At 41.4% G+C, this 19,609-nt stretch carries 19 protein-coding genes and 2 pseudogenes; 5 read left to right on the forward strand and 16 right to left on the reverse strand.

Annotated elements, in window-relative coordinates; genetic code table 11:
- Positions 1 to 27 precede the first annotated feature (27 nt).
- Positions 28 to 1,281 (reverse strand): cytochrome P450, encoded by a 1,254-nt coding sequence (locus ACMX2I_RS20815; RefSeq protein ID WP_414958221.1) that lies wholly within the window; start codon positions 1,279 to 1,281, stop codon positions 28 to 30.
- A gap of 61 nt (positions 1,282 to 1,342) precedes the next feature.
- Here ACMX2I_RS20815 and ACMX2I_RS20820 point away from each other — a divergent pair.
- Positions 1,343 to 2,116 (forward strand): annotated as a pseudogene (locus tag ACMX2I_RS20820) (penicillin-binding transpeptidase domain-containing protein).
- Between the two features lie 30 nt (positions 2,117 to 2,146).
- On the opposite strand, the gene ACMX2I_RS20825 reads toward ACMX2I_RS20820, so the two are convergent.
- From ACMX2I_RS20825 to ACMX2I_RS20840, 4 genes are all read right to left on the reverse strand, one after another.
- On the reverse strand, positions 2,147 to 2,338 hold the full coding sequence (locus tag ACMX2I_RS20825) for a DUF5370 family protein (protein ID WP_414958222.1): 192 nt from the start codon (positions 2,336 to 2,338) through the stop codon (positions 2,147 to 2,149).
- 15 nt (positions 2,339 to 2,353) lie between these two features.
- Positions 2,354 to 2,602: a sigma-G-dependent sporulation-specific acid-soluble spore protein CsgA gene (csgA, locus tag ACMX2I_RS20830; RefSeq protein WP_003234887.1), complete on the reverse strand. Its 249-nt coding sequence runs from the start codon at positions 2,600 to 2,602 to the stop codon at positions 2,354 to 2,356.
- A gap of 111 nt (positions 2,603 to 2,713) precedes the next feature.
- Positions 2,714 to 4,102 carry an amino acid permease gene (locus ACMX2I_RS20835; RefSeq protein ID WP_414958223.1) on the reverse strand — a complete coding sequence of 463 codons (1,389 nt, stop codon included), beginning with the start codon at positions 4,100 to 4,102 and terminating at the stop codon, positions 2,714 to 2,716.
- A gap of 284 nt (positions 4,103 to 4,386) precedes the next feature.
- Entirely contained in the window at positions 4,387 to 5,571 is a 1,185-nt protein-coding gene (locus ACMX2I_RS20840) for a DUF4885 domain-containing protein (RefSeq protein WP_414958224.1), read from the reverse strand.
- 132 nt (positions 5,572 to 5,703) lie between these two features.
- Between ACMX2I_RS20840 and ACMX2I_RS20845 the strand changes: the two genes are divergently transcribed.
- Both ACMX2I_RS20845 and ACMX2I_RS20850 read left to right on the forward strand, forming a co-directional pair.
- On the forward strand, positions 5,704 to 6,561 hold the full coding sequence (locus tag ACMX2I_RS20845) for a hypothetical protein (RefSeq protein WP_414958225.1): 858 nt from the start codon (positions 5,704 to 5,706) through the stop codon (positions 6,559 to 6,561).
- A gap of 123 nt (positions 6,562 to 6,684) precedes the next feature.
- Positions 6,685 to 7,500: a serine/threonine protein kinase gene (locus ACMX2I_RS20850; protein WP_414958226.1), complete on the forward strand. Its 816-nt coding sequence runs from the start codon at positions 6,685 to 6,687 to the stop codon at positions 7,498 to 7,500.
- Here the strand turns inward: ACMX2I_RS20850 and ACMX2I_RS20855 are convergent.
- The 4 genes from ACMX2I_RS20855 to ACMX2I_RS20870 all read right to left on the reverse strand — a co-directional run bounded on the left by ACMX2I_RS20855 (position 7,497) and on the right by ACMX2I_RS20870 (position 10,384).
- Entirely contained in the window at positions 7,497 to 7,682 is a 186-nt protein-coding gene (locus ACMX2I_RS20855; RefSeq protein ID WP_176365283.1) for a hypothetical protein, read from the reverse strand. The genes ACMX2I_RS20850 and ACMX2I_RS20855 overlap by 4 nt on opposite strands.
- 68 nt (positions 7,683 to 7,750) lie before the next feature.
- Entirely contained in the window at positions 7,751 to 8,737 is a 987-nt protein-coding gene (locus ACMX2I_RS20860; protein ID WP_414958227.1) for a sensor histidine kinase, read from the reverse strand.
- Positions 8,734 to 9,405: a two-component system response regulator YbdJ gene (gene ybdJ, locus ACMX2I_RS20865; RefSeq protein WP_414958228.1), complete on the reverse strand. Its 672-nt coding sequence runs from the start codon at positions 9,403 to 9,405 to the stop codon at positions 8,734 to 8,736. The genes ACMX2I_RS20860 and ybdJ overlap by 4 nt, the downstream gene beginning before the upstream one ends.
- Before the next feature lies 1 nt (position 9,406).
- The gene (locus ACMX2I_RS20870; RefSeq protein ID WP_414958229.1) at positions 9,407 to 10,384 is read right to left on the reverse strand and encodes an alpha/beta fold hydrolase; all 978 of its coding nucleotides are present in this window, start codon (positions 10,382 to 10,384) and stop codon (positions 9,407 to 9,409) included.
- Between the two features lie 135 nt (positions 10,385 to 10,519).
- Here ACMX2I_RS20870 and ACMX2I_RS20875 point away from each other — a divergent pair, with 135 nt between their 5' ends.
- Complete coding sequence (locus ACMX2I_RS20875) at positions 10,520 to 11,350, forward strand: MerR family transcriptional regulator (RefSeq protein WP_414958230.1); 831 nt, start codon at positions 10,520 to 10,522, stop codon at positions 11,348 to 11,350.
- Positions 11,351 to 11,355: 5 nt separating this feature from the next.
- Positions 11,356 to 12,363, forward strand: a complete 1,008-nt coding sequence (locus ACMX2I_RS20880; RefSeq protein ID WP_414958231.1) for a serine hydrolase domain-containing protein — start codon at positions 11,356 to 11,358, stop codon at positions 12,361 to 12,363.
- Between the two features lie 180 nt (positions 12,364 to 12,543).
- Here the strand turns inward: ACMX2I_RS20880 and ACMX2I_RS20885 are convergent.
- The 7 genes and pseudogenes from ACMX2I_RS20885 to ACMX2I_RS20915 form a co-directional block, all read right to left on the reverse strand.
- A pseudogene (locus ACMX2I_RS20885) lies at positions 12,544 to 13,058 on the reverse strand (HEAT repeat domain-containing protein).
- Between the two features lie 483 nt (positions 13,059 to 13,541).
- Positions 13,542 to 14,714 carry an MFS transporter gene (locus tag ACMX2I_RS20890; protein ID WP_414958232.1) on the reverse strand — a complete coding sequence of 391 codons (1,173 nt, stop codon included), beginning with the start codon at positions 14,712 to 14,714 and terminating at the stop codon, positions 13,542 to 13,544.
- Positions 14,715 to 14,843: 129 nt separating this feature from the next.
- A complete protein-coding gene (locus tag ACMX2I_RS20895) occupies positions 14,844 to 15,146 on the reverse strand; it encodes an ArsR/SmtB family transcription factor (RefSeq protein WP_015715145.1) in 303 nt (100 codons plus the stop codon).
- A gap of 493 nt (positions 15,147 to 15,639) precedes the next feature.
- Positions 15,640 to 16,002: a DUF2294 domain-containing protein gene (locus tag ACMX2I_RS20900; RefSeq protein WP_202329087.1), complete on the reverse strand. Its 363-nt coding sequence runs from the start codon at positions 16,000 to 16,002 to the stop codon at positions 15,640 to 15,642.
- Positions 16,003 to 16,054: 52 nt separating this feature from the next.
- Complete coding sequence (locus ACMX2I_RS20905; protein WP_414958233.1) at positions 16,055 to 16,345, reverse strand: DUF6407 family protein; 291 nt, start codon at positions 16,343 to 16,345, stop codon at positions 16,055 to 16,057.
- 56 nt (positions 16,346 to 16,401) lie between these two features.
- Entirely contained in the window at positions 16,402 to 16,929 is a 528-nt protein-coding gene (locus tag ACMX2I_RS20910) for a carbonic anhydrase (RefSeq protein WP_414958234.1), read from the reverse strand.
- A 61-nt stretch (positions 16,930 to 16,990) separates the two neighbouring features.
- On the reverse strand, positions 16,991 to 19,609 hold the full coding sequence (locus ACMX2I_RS20915; protein WP_414958373.1) for a DUF2309 domain-containing protein: 2,619 nt from the start codon (positions 19,607 to 19,609) through the stop codon (positions 16,991 to 16,993).

The raw sequence follows: 19,609 nt of genomic DNA on the forward strand, positions 1-19,609 counted from the left end.
TTCGATAAAGGAAGAGAGCTTTTAAATTTACCCTTTTCGTCTGACCCCGCTCATCACAAATCCACTTTCAGGCAATGACGGCATCCTGGCAAGACTGTAATGCAGCGACTGTTCCGGAACGTCGTATTGTACCTTATTCACGAGAAAATCCAAGCTTGCTTTCATGACTTCAATTGTTATCCCTTCCCCCGGACAACGATGCCCTTTCTCCGCGTCACCTCCGCCTTGAGGAATCAAATCAAACGGATTTTCCTCCCGATCCTCAAATCGTTCAGGCCGAAATTCATCAGGATGATCCCATAAGCGGGGATCGTGATTCGTTCCATATACATCAAGCAATACAGATGTACCCTTCTTAAACTCACAGTTATTCCATACAAAATCCTTTTTAACAAGCGCTCCTAAAAACGGTGCGAACGGATAATATCTGCGGACCTCCTGCACAAACATTTCTCTTTCCCGGCTGCTTCCAGAACCCAGCCATTTCTTATACGCAGAATGCTCGTGAAGCGCCAAAGCTGAAAACACAAGAAAATAAGAAATAGCGATGATAGGCCGCAGTACATTCATCAGCTCAATGGCTGCCATCCGGGAATCCAGCTGGCTTCCATCTTCTTGTGTGTGAAACGCCATTTCATGCAGCGCTGTTCCGGCAGATGTTTTCAGCAAGCCGGCACGAACATCTTCAATCATTCTTTCAATCCACTCTTCAGCACGCGGCCTTGCTCTTCGTCCCTTCCAATGACGCGGCCCCACCGCACCGAACGCGTCGACCATATCAATGAAATCATCAGCTCTCTCTTTAACTTCTGTTTCTTTCAGCGGAACACCTGCCCAATAGCACGCTACCCGGCATAAGATTTCTTTTGCTTCTTCAAATAACACAACCTGATCTGCCTTCTCCCATCTCGTGACTGCCGCTTCCCATTCCTCTGTCATCAGCTCAGCCAAACGCTTTTGATGCGGCGGTGTCATTAATGACAGAAAAAGCAGCTTCCGATGAAGATGAGCTTCACCATCCATTGTCTGAATTGCATTAACGCCAAACAGGGATTTCTGCACTCGTTTCGGGAGAGCACCCTGCCGCTGAAATCGCTCCGTATCGTAAAATACCTTCGCGGCCTCCGCGCCGCTCATACAAATAAATGTTTTTCCAAGCAAACGCGCCTGAAACAAATCCGATTGGTAATGCTCTTTTCTATTCTTTACAAACAAATATCCTTCCCGCACCAAAGCCAGACTGTTATCGAGGCTTTTGTCATGTGGAATCTGCTCATTCATCCCGCAACCCTACCTTCCTTTTTACCCTCTTTTTTCACGTTATCTCACGATGATAAACCCAATGACAGTATTTGCTTCTAAGCATTTTTTCATTATTTTTAAAGAAGAAAAGCAAAAAGTTGTACTTGCTCTGCGCATTGCAGGGATCGGCAGCTTTTCCATCCACACAGCTTTCTCTGAATGTCGATGACGAATTTAATAATACGGATGGAACCTTCATCCTGCACGATATGCAAAAGGATCAGACATTTGGCTGCAACAGAGAACGGTCAAACAAAAGACAAAAACTCCGCAGTCCACCTTTAAAGTCGTAAACCCTTAATCAAGTTGCAGGTAAAAACTGTTCGGGATGAATACGATGTCAAACGGCGGGACGGGGTCAATCGTGAATTTGAATCATGGAACCGAGACCATACGCTTGGCTCGGCCAAGCGCGAATCCGCAGTCTGGTATTATCAGGATTAGCGAGAGACATCGGCGAGGAAAGAATGAAAACATGGCTTCATACATTGTCTTACGACAACGCAATTTTGGCTGCAAAGCTCTTTGACAATTTCTCCGCTGGCACAAGAAGCCTTTTTGGAGAAGCTTTTAAAAAGTGGCGCTTCCATTTGATCAATCAGTGATGAAAACAGTTATGCTCATGATGATTCAAGAAGAAGGCGATCATTACACGTTCTATGGGAAAACCTGCACCCGCCTGACAGATATGGGGTTAGGCTGGTTTATCGGATTCATCAACATAGAGCATGGCTCATGTATTTTTGCACCAATGTTTGATTCCGGCACAAAAGCTAAAAACATCACAGTGAAGCATGGCCTGATCACATCATAAATGAAAGAGCCCTAGCAAATAGGCAAGGCTCTAAATCTCATGCCCAAAACAATAATGATTCACAAGCTCTTCAATCAAATCATGATCGGGAAATTCCCCGTTAAATTCAAATTCAATTTCTTCCACAAATTCGCCGTGATGATACACATGGATGGCCCCATTTTGACGGACGACGCTAAACTCCGGCTGAAATGTATATCCGCTTCGTTCAATTGCTCCCATTTCTTACCCCGCCTTTCAAAGCAGTAATTCATACACCTCGTTTAATTCCTTGGCCCGTTTTTGATCCTGTTCATTCTGGGCATACTTAATTTCTTTTTCTAACACATGATTCAAAAAAGACATTTCATTGTCATCTAAGTCTTTTACAAATTCCTCTTCATTCGCATACCGCTTCGCCAGCATCTTCTTGCAAATCCGCTGGCAGACTTCATTTTCAAGATGGTTCGAAAGTGATTCACGCAAATAACCGAGTGTAACATCCATTTTATGAACACCTTTCCTTCCGCTATCTTTATCCTATAGCTTGCTAAAATAGGAAAAATCCATACGCCAAAAATGAAAAAAAGAGACATCCGTCAATGTCTCTTTTCCATATTATTCAACCGCTTGATCGCTTTTTGTCACATTCGCCTGCGTACGTTTGCCAATCCCAAACCCATAATAACTAATAACCACAAGCGCTAAGAAAATCACGCCTACAATCAGAGAAATACGAGTATCATCGTTAAACCACATGCCGACCAGAACCATCAGCAAGAAAGCAATCGTCACATAGTTTGTGAAAGGTGCAAACGGCATTTTAAATGGATGTTTATCTAATGAAGCGCCCTTCGCTTTTCTGAATCCAATGTGGCTGATCAAGATGACAAACCAAGGAATCATACCAGGGAGCACGCTTGCGCTGTACACATACACAAAAACCTTCGGCGGCGCGATATAGTTCAGCACAACACCGACAGCCAAACCGATCATTACAGCAATTGTGCCGTAGAGCGGCACTCCATTGCGTGAAATCTTCGTAAAGAATTTCGGTGCTTGTCCATTTACCCCAAGTGTATAGAGCATGCGTCCTGCACTGAAAATACCGCTGTTACAGCCGGACATTGCCGCTGTAATCACGACAAAGTTAATAATGCCGGCCGCTGCCGTAACTCCGATTTTCGCGAACGTAGACACAAACGGACTTCCAAGTGAATTGAGCTCATCCCAAGGATACACTGTCACGATCACAAAGATAGCACCAATATAGAAAATCAAAATACGCCAGATAATACTTTGAATCGCACTTCTTAGCGTGTTTTTCGGGTCTTTCGCTTCACCGGCTGTAATCCCGATCAGCTCAACCCCTTGATAGGCCGCAATAACGAGAGACAGCGCAAAGAAGAAGCCAGAGAAGCCGTTAGTAAAGAATCCTCCGTGAGACCACAGGTTCGACAATCCGATCGCATCTCCGCCGTTGCCAAATCCGAAGAAAATGATCCCGATTCCGGCAATAATCATCAAGATAATCGTCACGATTTTAATCATCGCAAACCAAAACTCAAACTCACCAAACGACTTAACAGAAATTAAGTTCGCCGCCCCGAGAATCACCATTGCCACGATACCAGGTATCCAAGCAGGCAAATCCGGGAACCAATATTTCATATACGAACCGACAGCGATAATTTCTGACATGCCGACGATAACCCACTGGAACCAGTTGCTCCAGGCTGTCATATAACCTGCCAGCGGATGAATATAGTTATGGCCGAATGTCGCAAAAGAACCCGTGCTCGGCTCGACATACAGCATTTCACCCATCGCACGCATGATAAAAAAGATAAAAATTCCGCATATTGCATAAGCCAAAAGGACAGACGGACCAGTCCATGAAATCGTGCTGGCAGAACCCATAAACAAGCCAACACCAATCGTACCTCCCAAGGCGATCATCTGAATATGACGCGCGCCCAAGCCCCTCTTTAATTCTTGATTTGCCACTCCTCTTCCTCCTCTTAACAAAATACTCGACATCTTTCTCAACAATCAATTATAACAATCTGAAAATTCAAACTTAATATTGTTATATAATCTCCAAAATTACTTATTTCATCATAATAAATTTCTCTGGAAAATACAATTGTTTTTTTCAGGTAAACACCTTTAGTCAGAGTTTTTCATCTACACTTCATTTAAAATCTTTTATATAAATATAATTAAATTGTTTGAATGTTATTATCCCTAAAATTCTCATAAAAAATAAGCTGTTCACAATGAACAGCTTTCTAATAAGTCGCGCCAGTTTGACGCTTTAATGTTTCAAGCCACTCGGTATCTCCGGTGCCGTAGCTCTTGCTTTGCCCCACATCTCTAAGAGATCCATTGCTGTAATCAATTGATAGGATGAAATCCGGAATGGCATCATACCCGGCTTCCGCCATTTTACTGAGCTCCGAACGATAGTGAGATATAGCATAGGAAGCCGTTTGTTTTTGCACAGGATCTTTTTCGAGCTCTTCTTTATATACGTCTAATAAGTCACGTCCATCAGGTGTTACGTACCGCCCGTCGATCACTTCTAGATCCTTCAACTGATAGCCTGTGACGTCGTACATCTCACGAGCAGCTTGATACTTTTGATATGCCTCTTCGGAATATTGTGTCGAGTCAATACTTTGGCTTTTCATGATATGTAAAAATAGCTCTTTGCTGTTGTCTCCAGCTTGCAGCGCTTGCTCAATTTGCTTTATGAGTGCCTCATCTTTCGTCCCGCTCACCTGTACCTTATAGTCAATCGGCGTAATCGTAAACGTCAGCTCTGTCCCCTCCGGAATGTGAATATCGTTTCGATTCAACAGCACTTGCAGCTGCTGGTTGACCTGGCTCCGCTGATACACCTTTTCATTCTCAGCTTCCACTTCCCCATGAAACGTGACATTGCGAAACGCAGCAGCCTGCAGGTTATAGTTTTGCGCCTTCCCTTTGAATAGCCACTCTGTTTCATTATCGTAAGCAGCCTGTCTTTCCGCAGCTGACAGATCACTTCTGAAATAAGGCGACTTTGAATTTTGATATTTATCCTTAATATAGCCTAATGGATCAGACTTTGTTTTGTTAATCGCATTTATCCTGCTGTATTTTTCATCCAGTATTTTGATTCTGATATCACTCTCAGATTCATAGGGGTTATTGGATTGAATCACTGTTTCTTCCCCTGTGTCCCTCACTGTTCGATCATTTGCTGATTGATACACTTTGCTGAACGTTCCGCTGTTTCCAGCCACGCTGGTTTTAGAATAATTGAACTGATTGATTCCCTTATTGGCAGATCGTGACTCAAGCCTGCTGTATGCCTTTTCCAGCACCGCCGCTGTATTTTCAGACGTATTCTCGCGCTTGGCAGCCGGATCCTGTTTCAATATGTTCTGTACCATCAGCTGTGTGCGGATAAATTGCCGATTCAGACGCATTGGATTCCCCCCTGAACAATTCTCTCTTACTCTTTTTTATCGGCAATACCAATGTATATATTAACCTCAAAAAACATTTATTTACACCCAAAGCGTTATTATGTATGATGGAAATAAAAGGAGGTTGTTTACATGACGAAAAAATGGCTCATTCCATTCGCTATTATGCTGTCTGTCTTCTTCACCTTTACGCATTCGGCATCAGCCGCCGGAGTCACTGCTATTACAGGAAACAATTCATTTGATACCGCAACGCCAATCGGTTATTGGAAATATAAGAATATCGATACAACGATACTGGAAGCCGGAAAAGATGAAGCCTATTTTACCTTTACAGCTTATAAGGGAGAAAAAGTATACGTAAGAAGTACATACCAGAACGCGTACACAGGGATGAAAATCGAAATTTACGATAAGAACAGAGTTCCTGTTTCGCAAGGCACAGAAGTCATTAACCCCAATACTTTCTCTTCTTTTATTTATGCCAATGCTGACGCCCAAAACACCACGGATACCTTCTATGTCAAAGTGTCACGCGGCACTTATACCGGGAACATGTATTTTACACTTTCAATTGAAAATCGGATCAAATCCGGCAGCGGAACGTTCTCATTCAGCAGTGTTGCCGATAATAAAGGAAATACAGCCCTTAGCCCCTCAGGTTCTGACTCCAGCGTGATCAAGGTTGATTTAACAAACCAATCCGGAATACCGCGCGATGCCATTGTAACTAGAGTACAAACAACCGCCACTCAAACACCAAGCCAGGGAAATACACGCCATATGATCATGACGAGCGAAAACAACGAATGGCGCCGTGCCCTTGTGAATAGCTCAACATCAGGGTCTTATGATATCTCTTTGTCAGATCAACTCAGTGTCGCAAAAGTATGGAGTTTTAAATACAATACATTAGCGACTGCTAGATCGACGATGAGTAATGTCAAAGCAAAAATAGATTATGAATACGATGTCACAAAACAGTTTTAATTCATACAGAGCTGGTTCAAGTTCCATGGGCCGGCTCTTTTTTATGCTAAGCTCCCCATTATTTAGCCCAGAATGCCATTGTTTTGATAAACTAAAATCAGTACAACCAAGGGAAGTGCAGACATGGCATTAAAACAGCTGAAAAAACTGTTATTTGACCGCCCTCTAAAGGACGGCGTTATCCTGAACAACCGATACAAAATTGAAGAATGCCTCGGCATGGGCGGCTATGGCTTGGTTTATTTGTGCACGGATCTCCATACGCAAACACCTTATGTCTTAAAACAGCTGCGGCCGACAAAAGCGAAAAAGGAAAAAGAAAGAGTCCGCTTCCAGCAGGAAATGAAGCTGCTCAAAAGCATTCACCACCCGCAAATCCCAGCCTTCATAGAAGATTTCATCATAGACGGACAGGCTTATTACGCCATGCAGTTCATTGAAGGAGATAATATAGAAGAATTATTATTTTTTCGAAAACAGCCATTTACAGAGCTTATGGCGTTACTGCTGATTTCGCAGCTGCTTGAGATTGTAGAATACCTGCATGATCACCTGATTTTTCACAGCGATATCAGAACGCCTAATATCATCATCAATAATGGCAGGCTCTGCCTCATCGATTTCGGCCTTGCAAAGCAATTGACTACTGAAGAAACGGAGGAAGTAAAAGTGAGGAAACAGGATGACTTTTTTGATCTCGGAGAAACACTATTATTCCTGCTGTACTCTCAATATAAAGGAAAAAAGAAGAAAAACGGTACTTGGCTGGAGGAATTAACGCTGACAAAAGAAGTAACCTTGCTGCTGAAAAAATTATTGGGCATTGATGAAGAGTATCAGCACACCGCTTCCATCCGTGAAGACCTAAACCGTGCCATTCAATCGGCCACACAAAAAAACCCTTGTCCCAAAAGCGGAACAAGAACTTTTTTGGATTAACTGCTGCTGTAGCTCCGGCGTTTGTAACGATGACTGCCGCCATAGCGGTCGTAGTGTCTTCTTTTACCTGAGCTGCTGCTGTAGTGCCTGCGCCGGCTGCTGCTGTAATGCCGATGTCTGCGATATCGGCCGCTAGAGCTGCTTGAGAGGTGCTTGATTGTTTTAATGATTTTTTTAAACATGTGCTGATCACCTCATTTCTTTCTGCCTATTATATAGAGTTTATAGGAGAAAGAAAACATCAGCGGGGTCACTCTTTCGAAAACAAGAACCCCGTTCCATTCTCATTTGTCTGCAGCTCATAAGTAATCGACAGCAGCCTGCATACATCATCAATAATCTTTAGCCCAAGCCCCTCACTGTTCTGATTACGATCAAATCCAATGCCGTCATCACAAATAGAAACAGTCCCATGTTCAATCGTGACTTCCACCTTTTCAGCTTTTGAATGCTTTAACGTGTTTTGAAAAATATTATCAAACAGCCTTTGCAACCATAACCCGTTGCTCATCCATAGCACATCTTGATCTGCCGGCTTATAGTGCAGCCCAATCCCACTCACACTATATAAATAATCCCATTTTTTCACCGCTGTTTCTAACAGCTCGTTTATGCGGACTTCTTCATTTACGATATAAGAACTTTCTAACGTCTCAGCGGAATATAAATTGAATTCATTGGTTAATTCCGCGATATAGTGGATTTGCTGATACAATGATTCAAATACGGCCTGATTATCACATTGGCCCTCCAAATAAAATAACTGCAGCCTGAGAGCGGTTAAAGGTGTATTCATGTCATGACGCAGTTTTTGCAAAAGCTCCTTTTTCCCTTCTTCCTGCTGCCTCAGTTCCAGTTCACGGTATGTCGTCCGTTCAATTAACAAATTAACCGACTTAATCAGTTCCCCGATTTCATCAGCGCGTTTCACTTCTATTTTATCAGGCACCTTTTGATCACTCGCCAGGTGCCGAATGGTTTGATTCAATAGATTGATTTTATGCAGCAGAGAATGAATCGATTTTGAAAATAAAAAAGCTAACAATAAGAGTGATAACAAAAATACAATGAGCATTGTCGGATACGCAAAAGACCTGTGAAAAGGCATACCATGATTCATCGGTTTAAACATGCTGTCATAAATGACCGACATCAAAATGCTAACCGCCAGCAATAGCACCGGAACACTAATGACGGCGGTACATAGTAACAACTGATATTTTGTCTTGAGCTTCATTTCTTCACAACGGTATTCAGCCGATACCCTTCTCCATATATATTTTCAATAATCTCACCCGTTTGATCATTGATTTTAGCTCTGATTTTTTTAATGTGCACATTGACGATATTCGGATTTCTGTCTTCGAGCTGCCATAGATATTCAAAGAAATGTTCCTTTGTCAGGGTGCTGTCCCTATTTTCATATAAATAAAAGAAAATTTTCCGCTCAATTGCCGTAAACAGCACCTCATCATGCAAGGTTTTATTGAACACTTTTTTCGTTTCTGTATCAATATATAAATGTTTGATTTGCGTAAAAGTGCCATAATGATGCTCAAGCATATTCTGCATTCTTAACAGCAGCTCCCTCGGATCAAAAGGCTTCACCATATAATCCTCACCGACCTGCAAACCTTGAAGCTTGCTGTCCATATCATTGCGGGCCGAGAGAAAAATGACCGGAATGCGCAGCCCCAGCTTTTTGATTTTGGCAGACATTTGATATCCATCTTCACCCGGCAGCATCACATCCATAATGACCAAATCCACCTTCTGAATGACCGAAAGCACATCCGCTCCATCTGTTTTCCACATCACATGATATCCCTCACGCTGCAAAATTTTTTGCAGCAAATCACCAATCATCACATCGTCTTCAACGATTAAAATATGATAACCCTTCATCCTAGCGAACCTTTCTCATAAACTCCATGGAGAGTTTATATATTTGATCTGGCTGATATAAATAAATACTGTGTGTTCCCCTCAGTTCCTTTATATCGGCGGTATTGAATTGAGCCGCAAACGCTTCATAATCTTTTCGGTTTTGTATGGCATACTTTGAATTTCTATTTTGGTCAGAAACCGCATCTAAGATGAAGATGGGAGTTTCTTTAGGTACTGGCAGATTCACAGATTTGCTGCCGTTTTGGTAAGACTCTAAAAGCTCATGCTCCATATCGGCATTAAAAAATCGCTTATAATTAATCGCCTTATAGATTTCTTTTTCTTCATCGGTTAAAAACGACTGCCGAATCACCTCAGGATTATATACAGCGGAAGGCATAAACCGGTGAAAACCAATCGACGTTAACAGATGGAAGCCTCTCACCTTCAGTCTGTCAATCCCGCTCAATTTGTACGTAACATACTGCTGAGGCAATCCAATATCCATCGCAATAATCGCCTTGATCTCCTCGGGATATTTCTGTGCCCAATACATCGCTTCAATCCCGGATATGGAATGAGGCATTAGAATATATGGAGGCTTATTTCCGCTTTTCATAAGCGCTTTCCTCGTCTGTTCCAGAACCGTATCAATATCTCTGTCATCATTAGACACATCACTGTATCCATAACCAGCCCGATCAACGACAGCAATCTTGTTTTCTTTTGAAAACTTGCTGTACAAACCTTTCATCTCATAAGCAGGCGCAGCAATCCCCGAACCGGACATAAACACAAATGTATCCTTCCCGCTTCCCTCTTGATACACGTTCATCTTTTTACCGTCAACATCGACTACTGTACCTTTGCCTTTTAACAGTGCTGCTTCCCTATTTAATTGATAATGGTGGTAAATAAAAACGGAGAGGGAAACAAGCAAAACCAAAGCAGCCAAGCCGCCAAAAAAGATTTTTAGTACTTTCCATAACGTTTTCATATGATGCTCCTTTCACGTGATACGGAAAGGATACGATATGAAAATAAATTTCTGATTAATTTTGGGACGATTTTATTCAGACATTTGACTTTGCCCTTACGGAAAGGTGTACATTGGGAGCATGGAGGTGATCGCTTGCTATCGATCGGTGAATTTTCAAAGATATGCAAAGTATCAACAAAAACACTGCGGTACTATGATGAAATCGGGTTAATCCACCCCGAAGACATTAACCCTGAAAATGGATATCGATATTATTCTATCAGGCAGCTGAAAGAAATGCTCTTGATTAACCGTTTAAAGTCGTATCATTTTTCTTTAGAAGAAATCAACACCATTCTCGATTTGGGAGAGGATCAGGCTAAAGAAAAGCTTGGTTCTGTCCTTCAGCGAAAAAGAAAAGAAGTACAGGAAAAGATCAATGCCTATGAATATACCCTTACACAATTGAACCTCGATATTCTGCGTGCAGAGAAAGACAAACCAATGATGTCATGGCTTGACGATATAGAAGTAGTGCTTGCAGAAACTCAGCCAATGAACATCCTGTATTTACGCAAAATGATGAGCAGTAATGACTACGCCTTAGGATATGAGAAGTATTTTAGCAGGCTATATGAAAGAATTGCCGTTGATAAACTTACCTTGCTCGGTACGCCTATGACCATTTATCACAGCCCTGAGTACAACCCTGCCGGCAATGATACAGAGTTTGCGATTCCTATAAATGAGACTGTAAAAGGTACAAGGGATTTGCCGGGGGGGCTTTGCGCAAAGTCTGTTTTTAAAGGCCCTTATGCAGAATTGACCTCGGTATACGCTAAGTTGAGAGAATGGGTCGAAGATGAAGGCTATGAATTGGCCCAATCACCGTATGAAGTGTATATAACCGATCACCAGCAAGCTGCTGTGCGAGAAGATATTGTGACTGAAGTGTATTTTCCAATCAAGAAAAAAGAGAGGTAACTGTCATGAAAAGAAGCGACTGGCCAGCTGCTTACCCGGCAGCCTTGGGGATGGACGCTAAAAAACTGTCTGAGCTTGACCCAAAAATAAAGTCCGAGTACACCAATATTAACGGTGTTGTAGTTGTGAAAAATGGATACATCGCTTATGAACGCTATTATCATGACTATGGACCGAATGATACGCATCATGTAGCATCAGTAACCAAATGTATCATATCGGCCCTCATGGGAATTGCGATACATGGAGGATACATCAAAAGTGTCGACCAAAACATTCTCGATTTTTTCCCGGAATACGTCCCGGATCCTTCTAATAAACAAAAACAAAACATCACCATACGCCACCTTCTCACGATGACAGCTCCCTATCCATTTGAAGACTGGCACGAACCACTCGACAAGATGTGCATGCATCCTGATTGGATCACCTATACACTGAATATGCTGGGGCAAGGAGGCACTATCGGCACATTTAAATACTCCACCGCAGGCGCGCACCTGCTATCAGCCATCATCACCCGCAGCACAGGCAAAAGCGCCCGCGAATTTGCCAACGAACACTTGTTTAAACCAAGTGGCATGAAAGAAATCCCGAATTATGAAATGAAATCATTTGGCTTTGACGACCTTTTCGGAAAAGAAGTGAAGGGATGGGTAAATGATCCGGGCGGCAACTCAACCGGAGGATGGGGGCTTACGCTGACTCCGCGGGATATGTCTAGGTTTGGTTATCTTTATTTGAATCATGGTACTTGGAACAACCAACAGATCATTCCGGAGTCATGGATTGACGAATCAACAAAGATGAACGCCAATAACTATGGTTATCTATGGTGGCTTCGTGATGAGGACGGCATTTTTTCATACTCAGCACTGGGTGATGGCGGGAATGTGATTTGCTGTATTCCAGAGAAAAACCTGATCGTAGCGATTGCGTCAGAATTCACTATGAATGTTCTTGATAGGTGGAAGCTGATTAAGGAATGTATCGTCCAGTCCGTGAAAGATTAAACTTATTTATGGCAATTAGACAGATAAGAAAAAAGCGGTAGCCTCCTCAATATCTTTCTCCTAGAGAAGGCTGCCGCTAACCGCCAATAAAAATTCTCGTTCGTTCTTATTATTACCGATAATCCCATGAAGGTGTCCTCTGCTTAGCGATACACAACTTCCATATCTACTACCCTACTTTCAATCCTCCTTGTCTTTCATCTGAAAAGCAATCAGCTTTCCTAATGCTTCTTCAGCCGCAAACGGAGCAACCATTCCTGAAGGGTGTTCATGCTCGCGTTTTAGACATTCATACATCTTCGATTCAATGCGAGACGGATCGATCCATGCAATACACCAAGATGCCCAAAAGCACGATTGTCCTTCACTTTCTTGAGCAATTTTGATGACAAAGGGCAGACTGGGCTTCCCGATTCTCATGAGTGAAATGGCAGCGGCCATTCTTGTATCTTCGGCATGACTTTTTAATAAACATGATAGCTCCTCCGCTGCTTCACTCGCGTCTTCCCCAAACTCACCTAAAACAGCCGCAGCAATATTACGTGAAGATCCTTCCTCTTTTAAGGCCTCAACAAAACAGGTATCGCATCTTTTCCTGATTTCTTTAGCTCCCCTATCGCTTGAACAATTGTGATCTCATTTGTTTTCGCTAAATTCTGAACAGACAGCGACAATTCATCACCATTTGATTTCATAATAGAGCCCCTCTCCCGTTTGATAACAGACACTCAGCATATTCCAAAAAGATACATCAGCAATTTCATTATTTTCCAATCAACATTTAAATACTACAAACACTGTCAATAATCCTGTGAGGAGCCAACAAGTTGACCGTTTTAACATCGTATACTAGTCTTAACTTGTTTATCCGTTGGTATCAGTCCCACTATAAGAAACTCTGTCGCCCTTTTAAAGGTTATCTCACACCTGCTAAGCGCTGACACAAAAGACCTCTTTGGTCAGTTAACCAAAGAGGTCTTATTCATCAAATTCATCTTATAGAATCTTAAAAAGTTTCTAATGATCTAAAAATAACCGCTTCACGTAGATTGATAACTAAGTATCCTATATATATTAAGTCTTAACTCTCACAAAACATTATTCCGCAGAGTTCGTTCCATGAAATAACACAAAGTTACCACAAAACCTTTTTTCTTCTTCCTGCTCGATAAAATGTATTATTGATTGATATCTTTTAGCGCCTGTTTCGGTTGTGAATTAAAAATCAGCAATGATGCCATAATTGCAATTATAACCCCTGATGCACCAATCCAGGTAATCGAAGCCAATGATATGTTTTCTACAAAAACCCCTCCTATCCCTGCGCCGACTGCCATGGCGAGTTGCATCATGGACTGATTCATGCTGAGCAAAACACCTGACATTTCCGGTTCTATTGTAGCCAAGTGAAATTGCTGTGTCGGACCGGTGGACCATGCGGCAAACGACCATAATATGAGAATCACCAACACTCCGATATAGGAATGAGTGACAAATGACAGCAGAATCAGTGCGACGATATGCAATGTCATTCCGCCAACAAGTGTAAAAGACACTCCCCATTTGTCGGTGCTAAATCCCCCAAACTTCGATCCAACTAAACTGGCAACTCCAAATATAAGCAAAACACCGCTAAGCAACTTGCCGCCTATTCCTGAAATGTTCAAGAGATACGGTGACAGATAGGTATAAGCAACAGAGTATCCCCCGAGCCAGAAGAAAGTGATTGATAATCCTATCGCCACTTTCCGTTTTTTGAAAAGAGAAAGCTGTTGAAGCAAAGGTACAGGCTTATCCCCTTCAGTATGCGGAAGAGTAAAGAATATAACGGCCATTGCGATCAATCCCAACAAAGCAATTGCACCAAATACAGACTTCCAGCCTAATGCTACTGCTATCATTCTTCCAAGCGGAACACCAATGATTAAAGAAGCGGTAAATCCCATAACAACAGTAGCGATGGCACTGCCTTGCTTCCCTTCCGATGCAATCTTAGCGGCAATCGTTAATGCGGTGACAACAACCACACCTGCTCCCATCGCCATAATGATCCGAGCAGCAATAAACCATCCATAACCAGGCAGTACAAAAGCCAGGACATTGCCAAACACAAACAAACCGAGGGCATACATCATCAATCTGCGTCTATCCATACTTGCTGTCAATGCCATAAGTATGGGTGTGGAAAGAGCATATACAAGTGAAAAGATCGTAATAAGCTGGCCCGCGGCAGCCAAGGTTACCCCTAGTGTATGAGCAATGTGATCCAAAATACCGGAAATAATATACTCTGAGGTTCCAACTAAAAAGCTGACAATGGCTAAAATGTAAATTTTCCAAGTGTTAGACATAAAACATTCACTCCTTAATCATTAATAAAACAACATATCACGAAATGTCGATGGATTAACTAAAAAATAAACACATCGTAATATGTCGATATGTATAGTGTAAAAATAAACATCCTTTGATGTTTATTTTTATATCTCTGTTTTAAGAAAGTCAGCAAGTTTCTCAATGGCTTCTTCATCTCTTTTGTAATACGTGTACTTTCCGATTCGTTCCGCCTTAATCAAGCCGGCCCTTAAAAGGATGGTAAGATATTGAGAAGCCGTTGATTGCGTCATTTTCAATTTGTCTGTTATTTGACTGACACATACCCCGATTGTGTTCATATCAATCCCTTCATGGGGTGCAAAATGACGATCAGGCTCCTTCAGCCATTGTAAAATTTGCAGCCTTGATTCATTTGATAAGGCTTTGAATACTTCAATTGGTTCCATACCGATTATTATATCGTTATATTCCGATATGTCAATTCGTTTTTTGGCGACTGACTTCTTTTTAGACATTAAAAATTTGAAAACTTATTTCATTTCCGAAGCATGTTTTCATGACTTCCAGTTAAAATGAGTTTAATATCGATCAAGTGATCAATCCACTAGCATCAAATTCATTATTTAAATTGATGTAAAAAAACATCCGCTCGTAACAAAAGCGGATGTTAGATCTTTCGAAATGAAACCATTGAGTCTTCAGGAATAACTAGACAGTGTGCTATAAATTGATATCTCTTTGCGTCCGCTTAGATCATGAATGAAAAATCATTAATGATGGCATAACTGTAAGTCAAAAGAAGCGGCAGCTGATTATGTTCAATTTCTTATAACTTCCATCGTGTTTAAAAAAGTAAAATATTACAACCTGTTAATAATCAGAATGCTTCAGCCCTCCACTTGGGCTTGATTGTTTAATAAAACATTTTAATTCTTTACATCAAAGATTCTTCTCTAAATCATTAAATAACTTAAACACCATCACTCGTTCACCTGTCCGAGAGCTTAAATCAGTATGAAAACTTGTCACTTCTTCTCCGGTTATCGTCAGAATAATATCCTTAAGTTCTTCTATACCTGATTCAACTAACTCCGAACGAGTTTGTTTGATAGATAACATACCCTCTTTTGATCCACAAACTGCATATTCAGCTGGTGTTAAAATTCCTTTTAAATTAACAATGATCATGTCCCGCAAGATATCGGTCTTAACAGATACAGACCCACGCCCAAGATAATCCTTTTCCCATTGCGTAATTGACTTACTGATCTCTGATTCAAAAGAACCTTTCGATTTTTTCATTTATAAAACATCTCCTGAGCAAAAAAATTGGCATATTCGTTATTTCGTCTGATTAATATTCTCTTACAACATGTCCTGCATATACATCTTCAATATCCAAATCAGTTTTACCGTTTCTTGTGACGACAATCATTTTGGATAACATATTTTCTTCAATAATAGAGTGTACATGCAAAAATTGAACGCTTCCTAAGTGGGTTTCCTCAACTTCTTCATAAGATTTCAAATGATAAAAATCAATTGCTTTTCTCATTACTTTTTTCATACATTCTATATTTTCACGATCAAACGGACTCATATCCTCTATTGTTTTCGTTACAAAATCAGTTAAATTCGCGGCCATACTTTCTCCTTAAAACTGCTTTTTTCAGTGCTTAGAGGTTAATTCCTTCCGTTTCATCATGACAAGCAATGATCAGGTGAGGCTTGACCTGTTTTAGCAGCAGGAGCATCCACAATTGAAGATGTTCCATCCTTTGGATTAACGATTAAACCTCTAACTTTAACATCTGACGGCACTAGTGGATGTTGACGAATGATTTCAACACTTTTTTCAATACAGCCACTACTATTTTCATTTCCATCTAGCCATTCATCGACCGTACCACCAAAAAATTCAGGCTTGCAATTTTGAAAAAGATAATCCAATGTTTGTATTTTATCTTTCATTGTTTCAAGTTGAGTTCGTACATGGCCTGTGGAAGTTCTCTTATCTTTTGTTCCTACAACAAAAACCTCCTCAACATCTTCCTGATAAATTGCAATGATAACAGACCTCATGATTTCTCCATAGGGATGCGAGATAGCAGCACCATAGCTTTGTATCGTCAGCATATTTTCCGCTGGAGTGTTAGTCACTTCTTGTAAAATAGGCTCCAAGCCGTTTTCAATGTCCGTCAAAAATAATACTTTTTTATTTACATTCATACAGCACACCTCTTCTTTATGTTTATCATTTTTGTATTGAGTAACGAATCCATATGAATAGTTACCAGTTTTCCCAGCGTCCATCTGGATCAACACTAGCCAGTCGAATCCATCCATTTTGAACTTTTTCTCGAAATACTGAATCATTATTTAATAACCGTTCTACATAATCTCTAGGAGCTTGGATGACAACCAGCAAACGAAGAGGAGAATGATAAACCTCTTGATCTGATTGCATGACGGATTGCCAAGGCAGTCCGGCTAACAAGTCACTTGCATTCCCCTGCATAACTCCAAGACCTGCAGTAACGGTTTGAGTTGCCTTATTTCCGCTGCCATAATAATGAGGTGCGACCGTTGATGCGTAATATTGTAAATTAATCCATTGGGCCACAGTTCCAGGCCCTGCAATAATATTTGCTAGGAGTTCACCGCTTTCATCCTGATTCCAATCATAATTATGAAGGAAGGCTCTTCCTTCCAAATCACAATCCTTAGTTAGTTCACGTTGGCCGATGATAAAAGCGGCATTACGAGCTAGTCCCCATTCCGGACGTATCTCACTCCAATCTTCCGCAAATCGGTGTGCCTCAGCCTTCGGATTTTTAAGTTCCTTTTGGAAATTCGGTAATTGGGCTAGACGTTCTGCATTTGCATTATGGCTCACTTTCGGCATAACAGCTTCGATACGATCAAATGCTTCTTGTGCAGCTTCGGAAAGTTCAGGAACATAAATCCAATGTAATTCATCCACTGTTGTTTTATGCTCAGCGGCTGCGAAAACGGTATCCTCAGGGATTTTAATTCCTTCAGTTAAAAGAACTTCTCTTACCTCTGAAAGATTACATAAAGCGGCTAAAACTCTTGCATTGAATCCGCCGGCAGCTCCACCGCAGGCACCACAGTCAAGAGCTGCTGCATAAGGATTATTGGCGCTTTGACTGCCATGCCCGCAAATCACGACTAATGGTGCGAAATTCTCAGTTAACCCCATCATTTTTAGAGCTTGGCGAGCAAAGTTCACTCTTTCTTCTTCAGAAAAACCAACAGGTATCTCTGCCTCTGTGTCATAAACATGATGAAGCGAGAGTTTTGTATCAGGTTTGCGCAACCAAGTCTCACGGAGATTACGAATGAAACGATCTGCTTTTCTTGGTACAAAGCTACGCGCTACCATTTGCAGACTTAGCCAAGGTCCACTTAGCTCAGGCAGAAGTAAGCTCGTAAGCACATTCTGTTTCATCGTTTTAAATGTATGGCTTACGGAATAAACTGCCTGCTTGCGTTGGTTGTATTTTTCGAGTACATCATCATCTACGAACTCTTTTATTTTATGTTGCGGTTTTAGTATGACTGGCAAGGAGGCATGACTGTGTTTACTGCCAAGTTCACAAGTTGCAATCGGCACCCCGAAGAAACCGGCAATACCAATCGTTTCAAACGGGCCTTCTTTTTCTAGTTGACGGCGAAAAGGTTCTGATCGGACATCGATGCAGAATGCTAATTGAGCTAACGCCGATGTTTTACCGTTAGTTTCGTGTTGTTTCGAGATGATCTTCTGACTTAATCGATCTGTGTGTGTTTGTTCCCAAGCTTCTAACCAAAGTTTCCTGCGAAGGTTCTCATCAAAGCTGTAGGCAAATGATAAATATTCGTTTTGTTCATCGGCCGACATCTGTGACCATTCCTCTATTGCAAGGCCCCCCCAATGGATCCAAGCTGCTAAAAGGGGAGTAATCGACATTTTTTTCTCAGGTCGTTGATTAGCCAAAGGTAAATAAGGCTTTACAAGGGCACGCTCCATCAATATTCGAACTGCTAAATATTCTGTTAGAAGTGCATGTTCATGGCTCGATTGTTGGGAGCGCCAAAGCATCATCCCTGCCCATCCAGGTAAGGAAAGTAAATGACCTTCAAGATAGCTCTGGATTTCTGATTCGGGGATTTCTAGTGCGAATAATGCTTCTTGTAAAGCCAAGTGTGCCTCTTGCGGCCAGCCTTTTAACCTTTCACGCTGCTTTTTACTAAGTGCTGGATCATATTGAATCAGATGCTGCCAAGCACGATAAAAACCTTCATTACGATTGGGCATTGTCCAACCTGCTTGAGAGTCATCAAGATATAATTTACACCACTTAATGACATGATGATCTAGTATATTGATTAACCTTTCACCATCTTGATTCTCTATATATGAACTTATTGGCTGCATAAAAATATTCTCGATATGATCCAATCTACTACATTCATTCACCAATTTCTCCAGCTTATGCGATGATAAAAGGTCGGAAGGCAGTGGATCTAATTTTAATCCAGCACGACAAAATCGTTCTGCCGCGTCCCGCGAGATAGTAAAGGAATGTGAATCCAACCAACTCTGCAGTCCCATTTCCACAAAATCTTCATCAATCTCACCTTTATTCTTTGCTGAATGGATCAAAGACGCACTAGGGTATATATCAACATCACGGGTATTTTTCAACCAGCTTGCAACCTGATCAAAAGGTTGGTTTTCAAGTCCCATCCACGGATTGCGTGCAGCAAAGGTAGAAATAGGCCAAAGCGGCGCAATCACTCGGCTGGCAGATTCAATTAAAACGTGAATATCACTTTCTTGAACATTGAGATCTATATCTTTGTTTTTTACATTTTCTTTCGTTAATACGGATGTAATGCCCAT

The sequence above is a fragment of the Bacillus sp. SW14 genome (assembly GCF_047608225.1).
In the GTDB taxonomy this organism is placed as follows: domain Bacteria; phylum Bacillota; class Bacilli; order Bacillales; family Bacillaceae; genus Bacillus; species Bacillus subtilis_G.

Bases quoted from the DNA above. Each gene is read 5' to 3' on its own strand.
- ACMX2I_RS20815 (WP_414958221.1), bottom strand. From the start codon at position 1,281: ATGAATGAGCAGATTCCACATGACAAAAGCCTCGATAACAGTCTGGCT.
- ACMX2I_RS20825 (WP_414958222.1), bottom strand. From the start codon at position 2,338: ATGGGAGCAATTGAACGAAGCGGATATACATTTCAGCCGGAGTTTAGC.
- csgA (WP_003234887.1), bottom strand. From the start codon at position 2,602: ATGGATGTTACACTCGGTTATTTGCGTGAATCACTTTCGAACCATCTT.
- ACMX2I_RS20840 (WP_414958224.1), bottom strand. From the start codon at position 5,571: ATGCGTCTGAATCGGCAATTTATCCGCACACAGCTGATGGTACAGAAC.
- ACMX2I_RS20845 (WP_414958225.1), top strand. From the start codon at position 5,704: ATGACGAAAAAATGGCTCATTCCATTCGCTATTATGCTGTCTGTCTTC.
- ACMX2I_RS20850 (WP_414958226.1), top strand. From the start codon at position 6,685: ATGGCATTAAAACAGCTGAAAAAACTGTTATTTGACCGCCCTCTAAAG.
- ACMX2I_RS20855 (WP_176365283.1), bottom strand. From the start codon at position 7,682: ATGTTTAAAAAAATCATTAAAACAATCAAGCACCTCTCAAGCAGCTCT.
- ACMX2I_RS20860 (WP_414958227.1), bottom strand. From the start codon at position 8,737: ATGAAGCTCAAGACAAAATATCAGTTGTTACTATGTACCGCCGTCATT.
- ybdJ (WP_414958228.1), bottom strand. From the start codon at position 9,405: ATGAAGGGTTATCATATTTTAATCGTTGAAGACGATGTGATGATTGGT.
- ACMX2I_RS20870 (WP_414958229.1), bottom strand. From the start codon at position 10,384: ATGAAAACGTTATGGAAAGTACTAAAAATCTTTTTTGGCGGCTTGGCT.
- ACMX2I_RS20880 (WP_414958231.1), top strand. From the start codon at position 11,356: ATGAAAAGAAGCGACTGGCCAGCTGCTTACCCGGCAGCCTTGGGGATG.
- ACMX2I_RS20890 (WP_414958232.1), bottom strand. From the start codon at position 14,714: ATGTCTAACACTTGGAAAATTTACATTTTAGCCATTGTCAGCTTTTTA.
- ACMX2I_RS20895 (WP_015715145.1), bottom strand. From the start codon at position 15,146: ATGGAACCAATTGAAGTATTCAAAGCCTTATCAAATGAATCAAGGCTG.
- ACMX2I_RS20900 (WP_202329087.1), bottom strand. From the start codon at position 16,002: ATGAAAAAATCGAAAGGTTCTTTTGAATCAGAGATCAGTAAGTCAATT.
- ACMX2I_RS20905 (WP_414958233.1), bottom strand. From the start codon at position 16,345: ATGGCCGCGAATTTAACTGATTTTGTAACGAAAACAATAGAGGATATG.
- ACMX2I_RS20910 (WP_414958234.1), bottom strand. From the start codon at position 16,929: ATGAATGTAAATAAAAAAGTATTATTTTTGACGGACATTGAAAACGGC.
- ACMX2I_RS20915 (WP_414958373.1), bottom strand. From the start codon at position 19,609: ATGGGCATTACATCCGTATTAACGAAAGAAAATGTAAAAAACAAAGAT.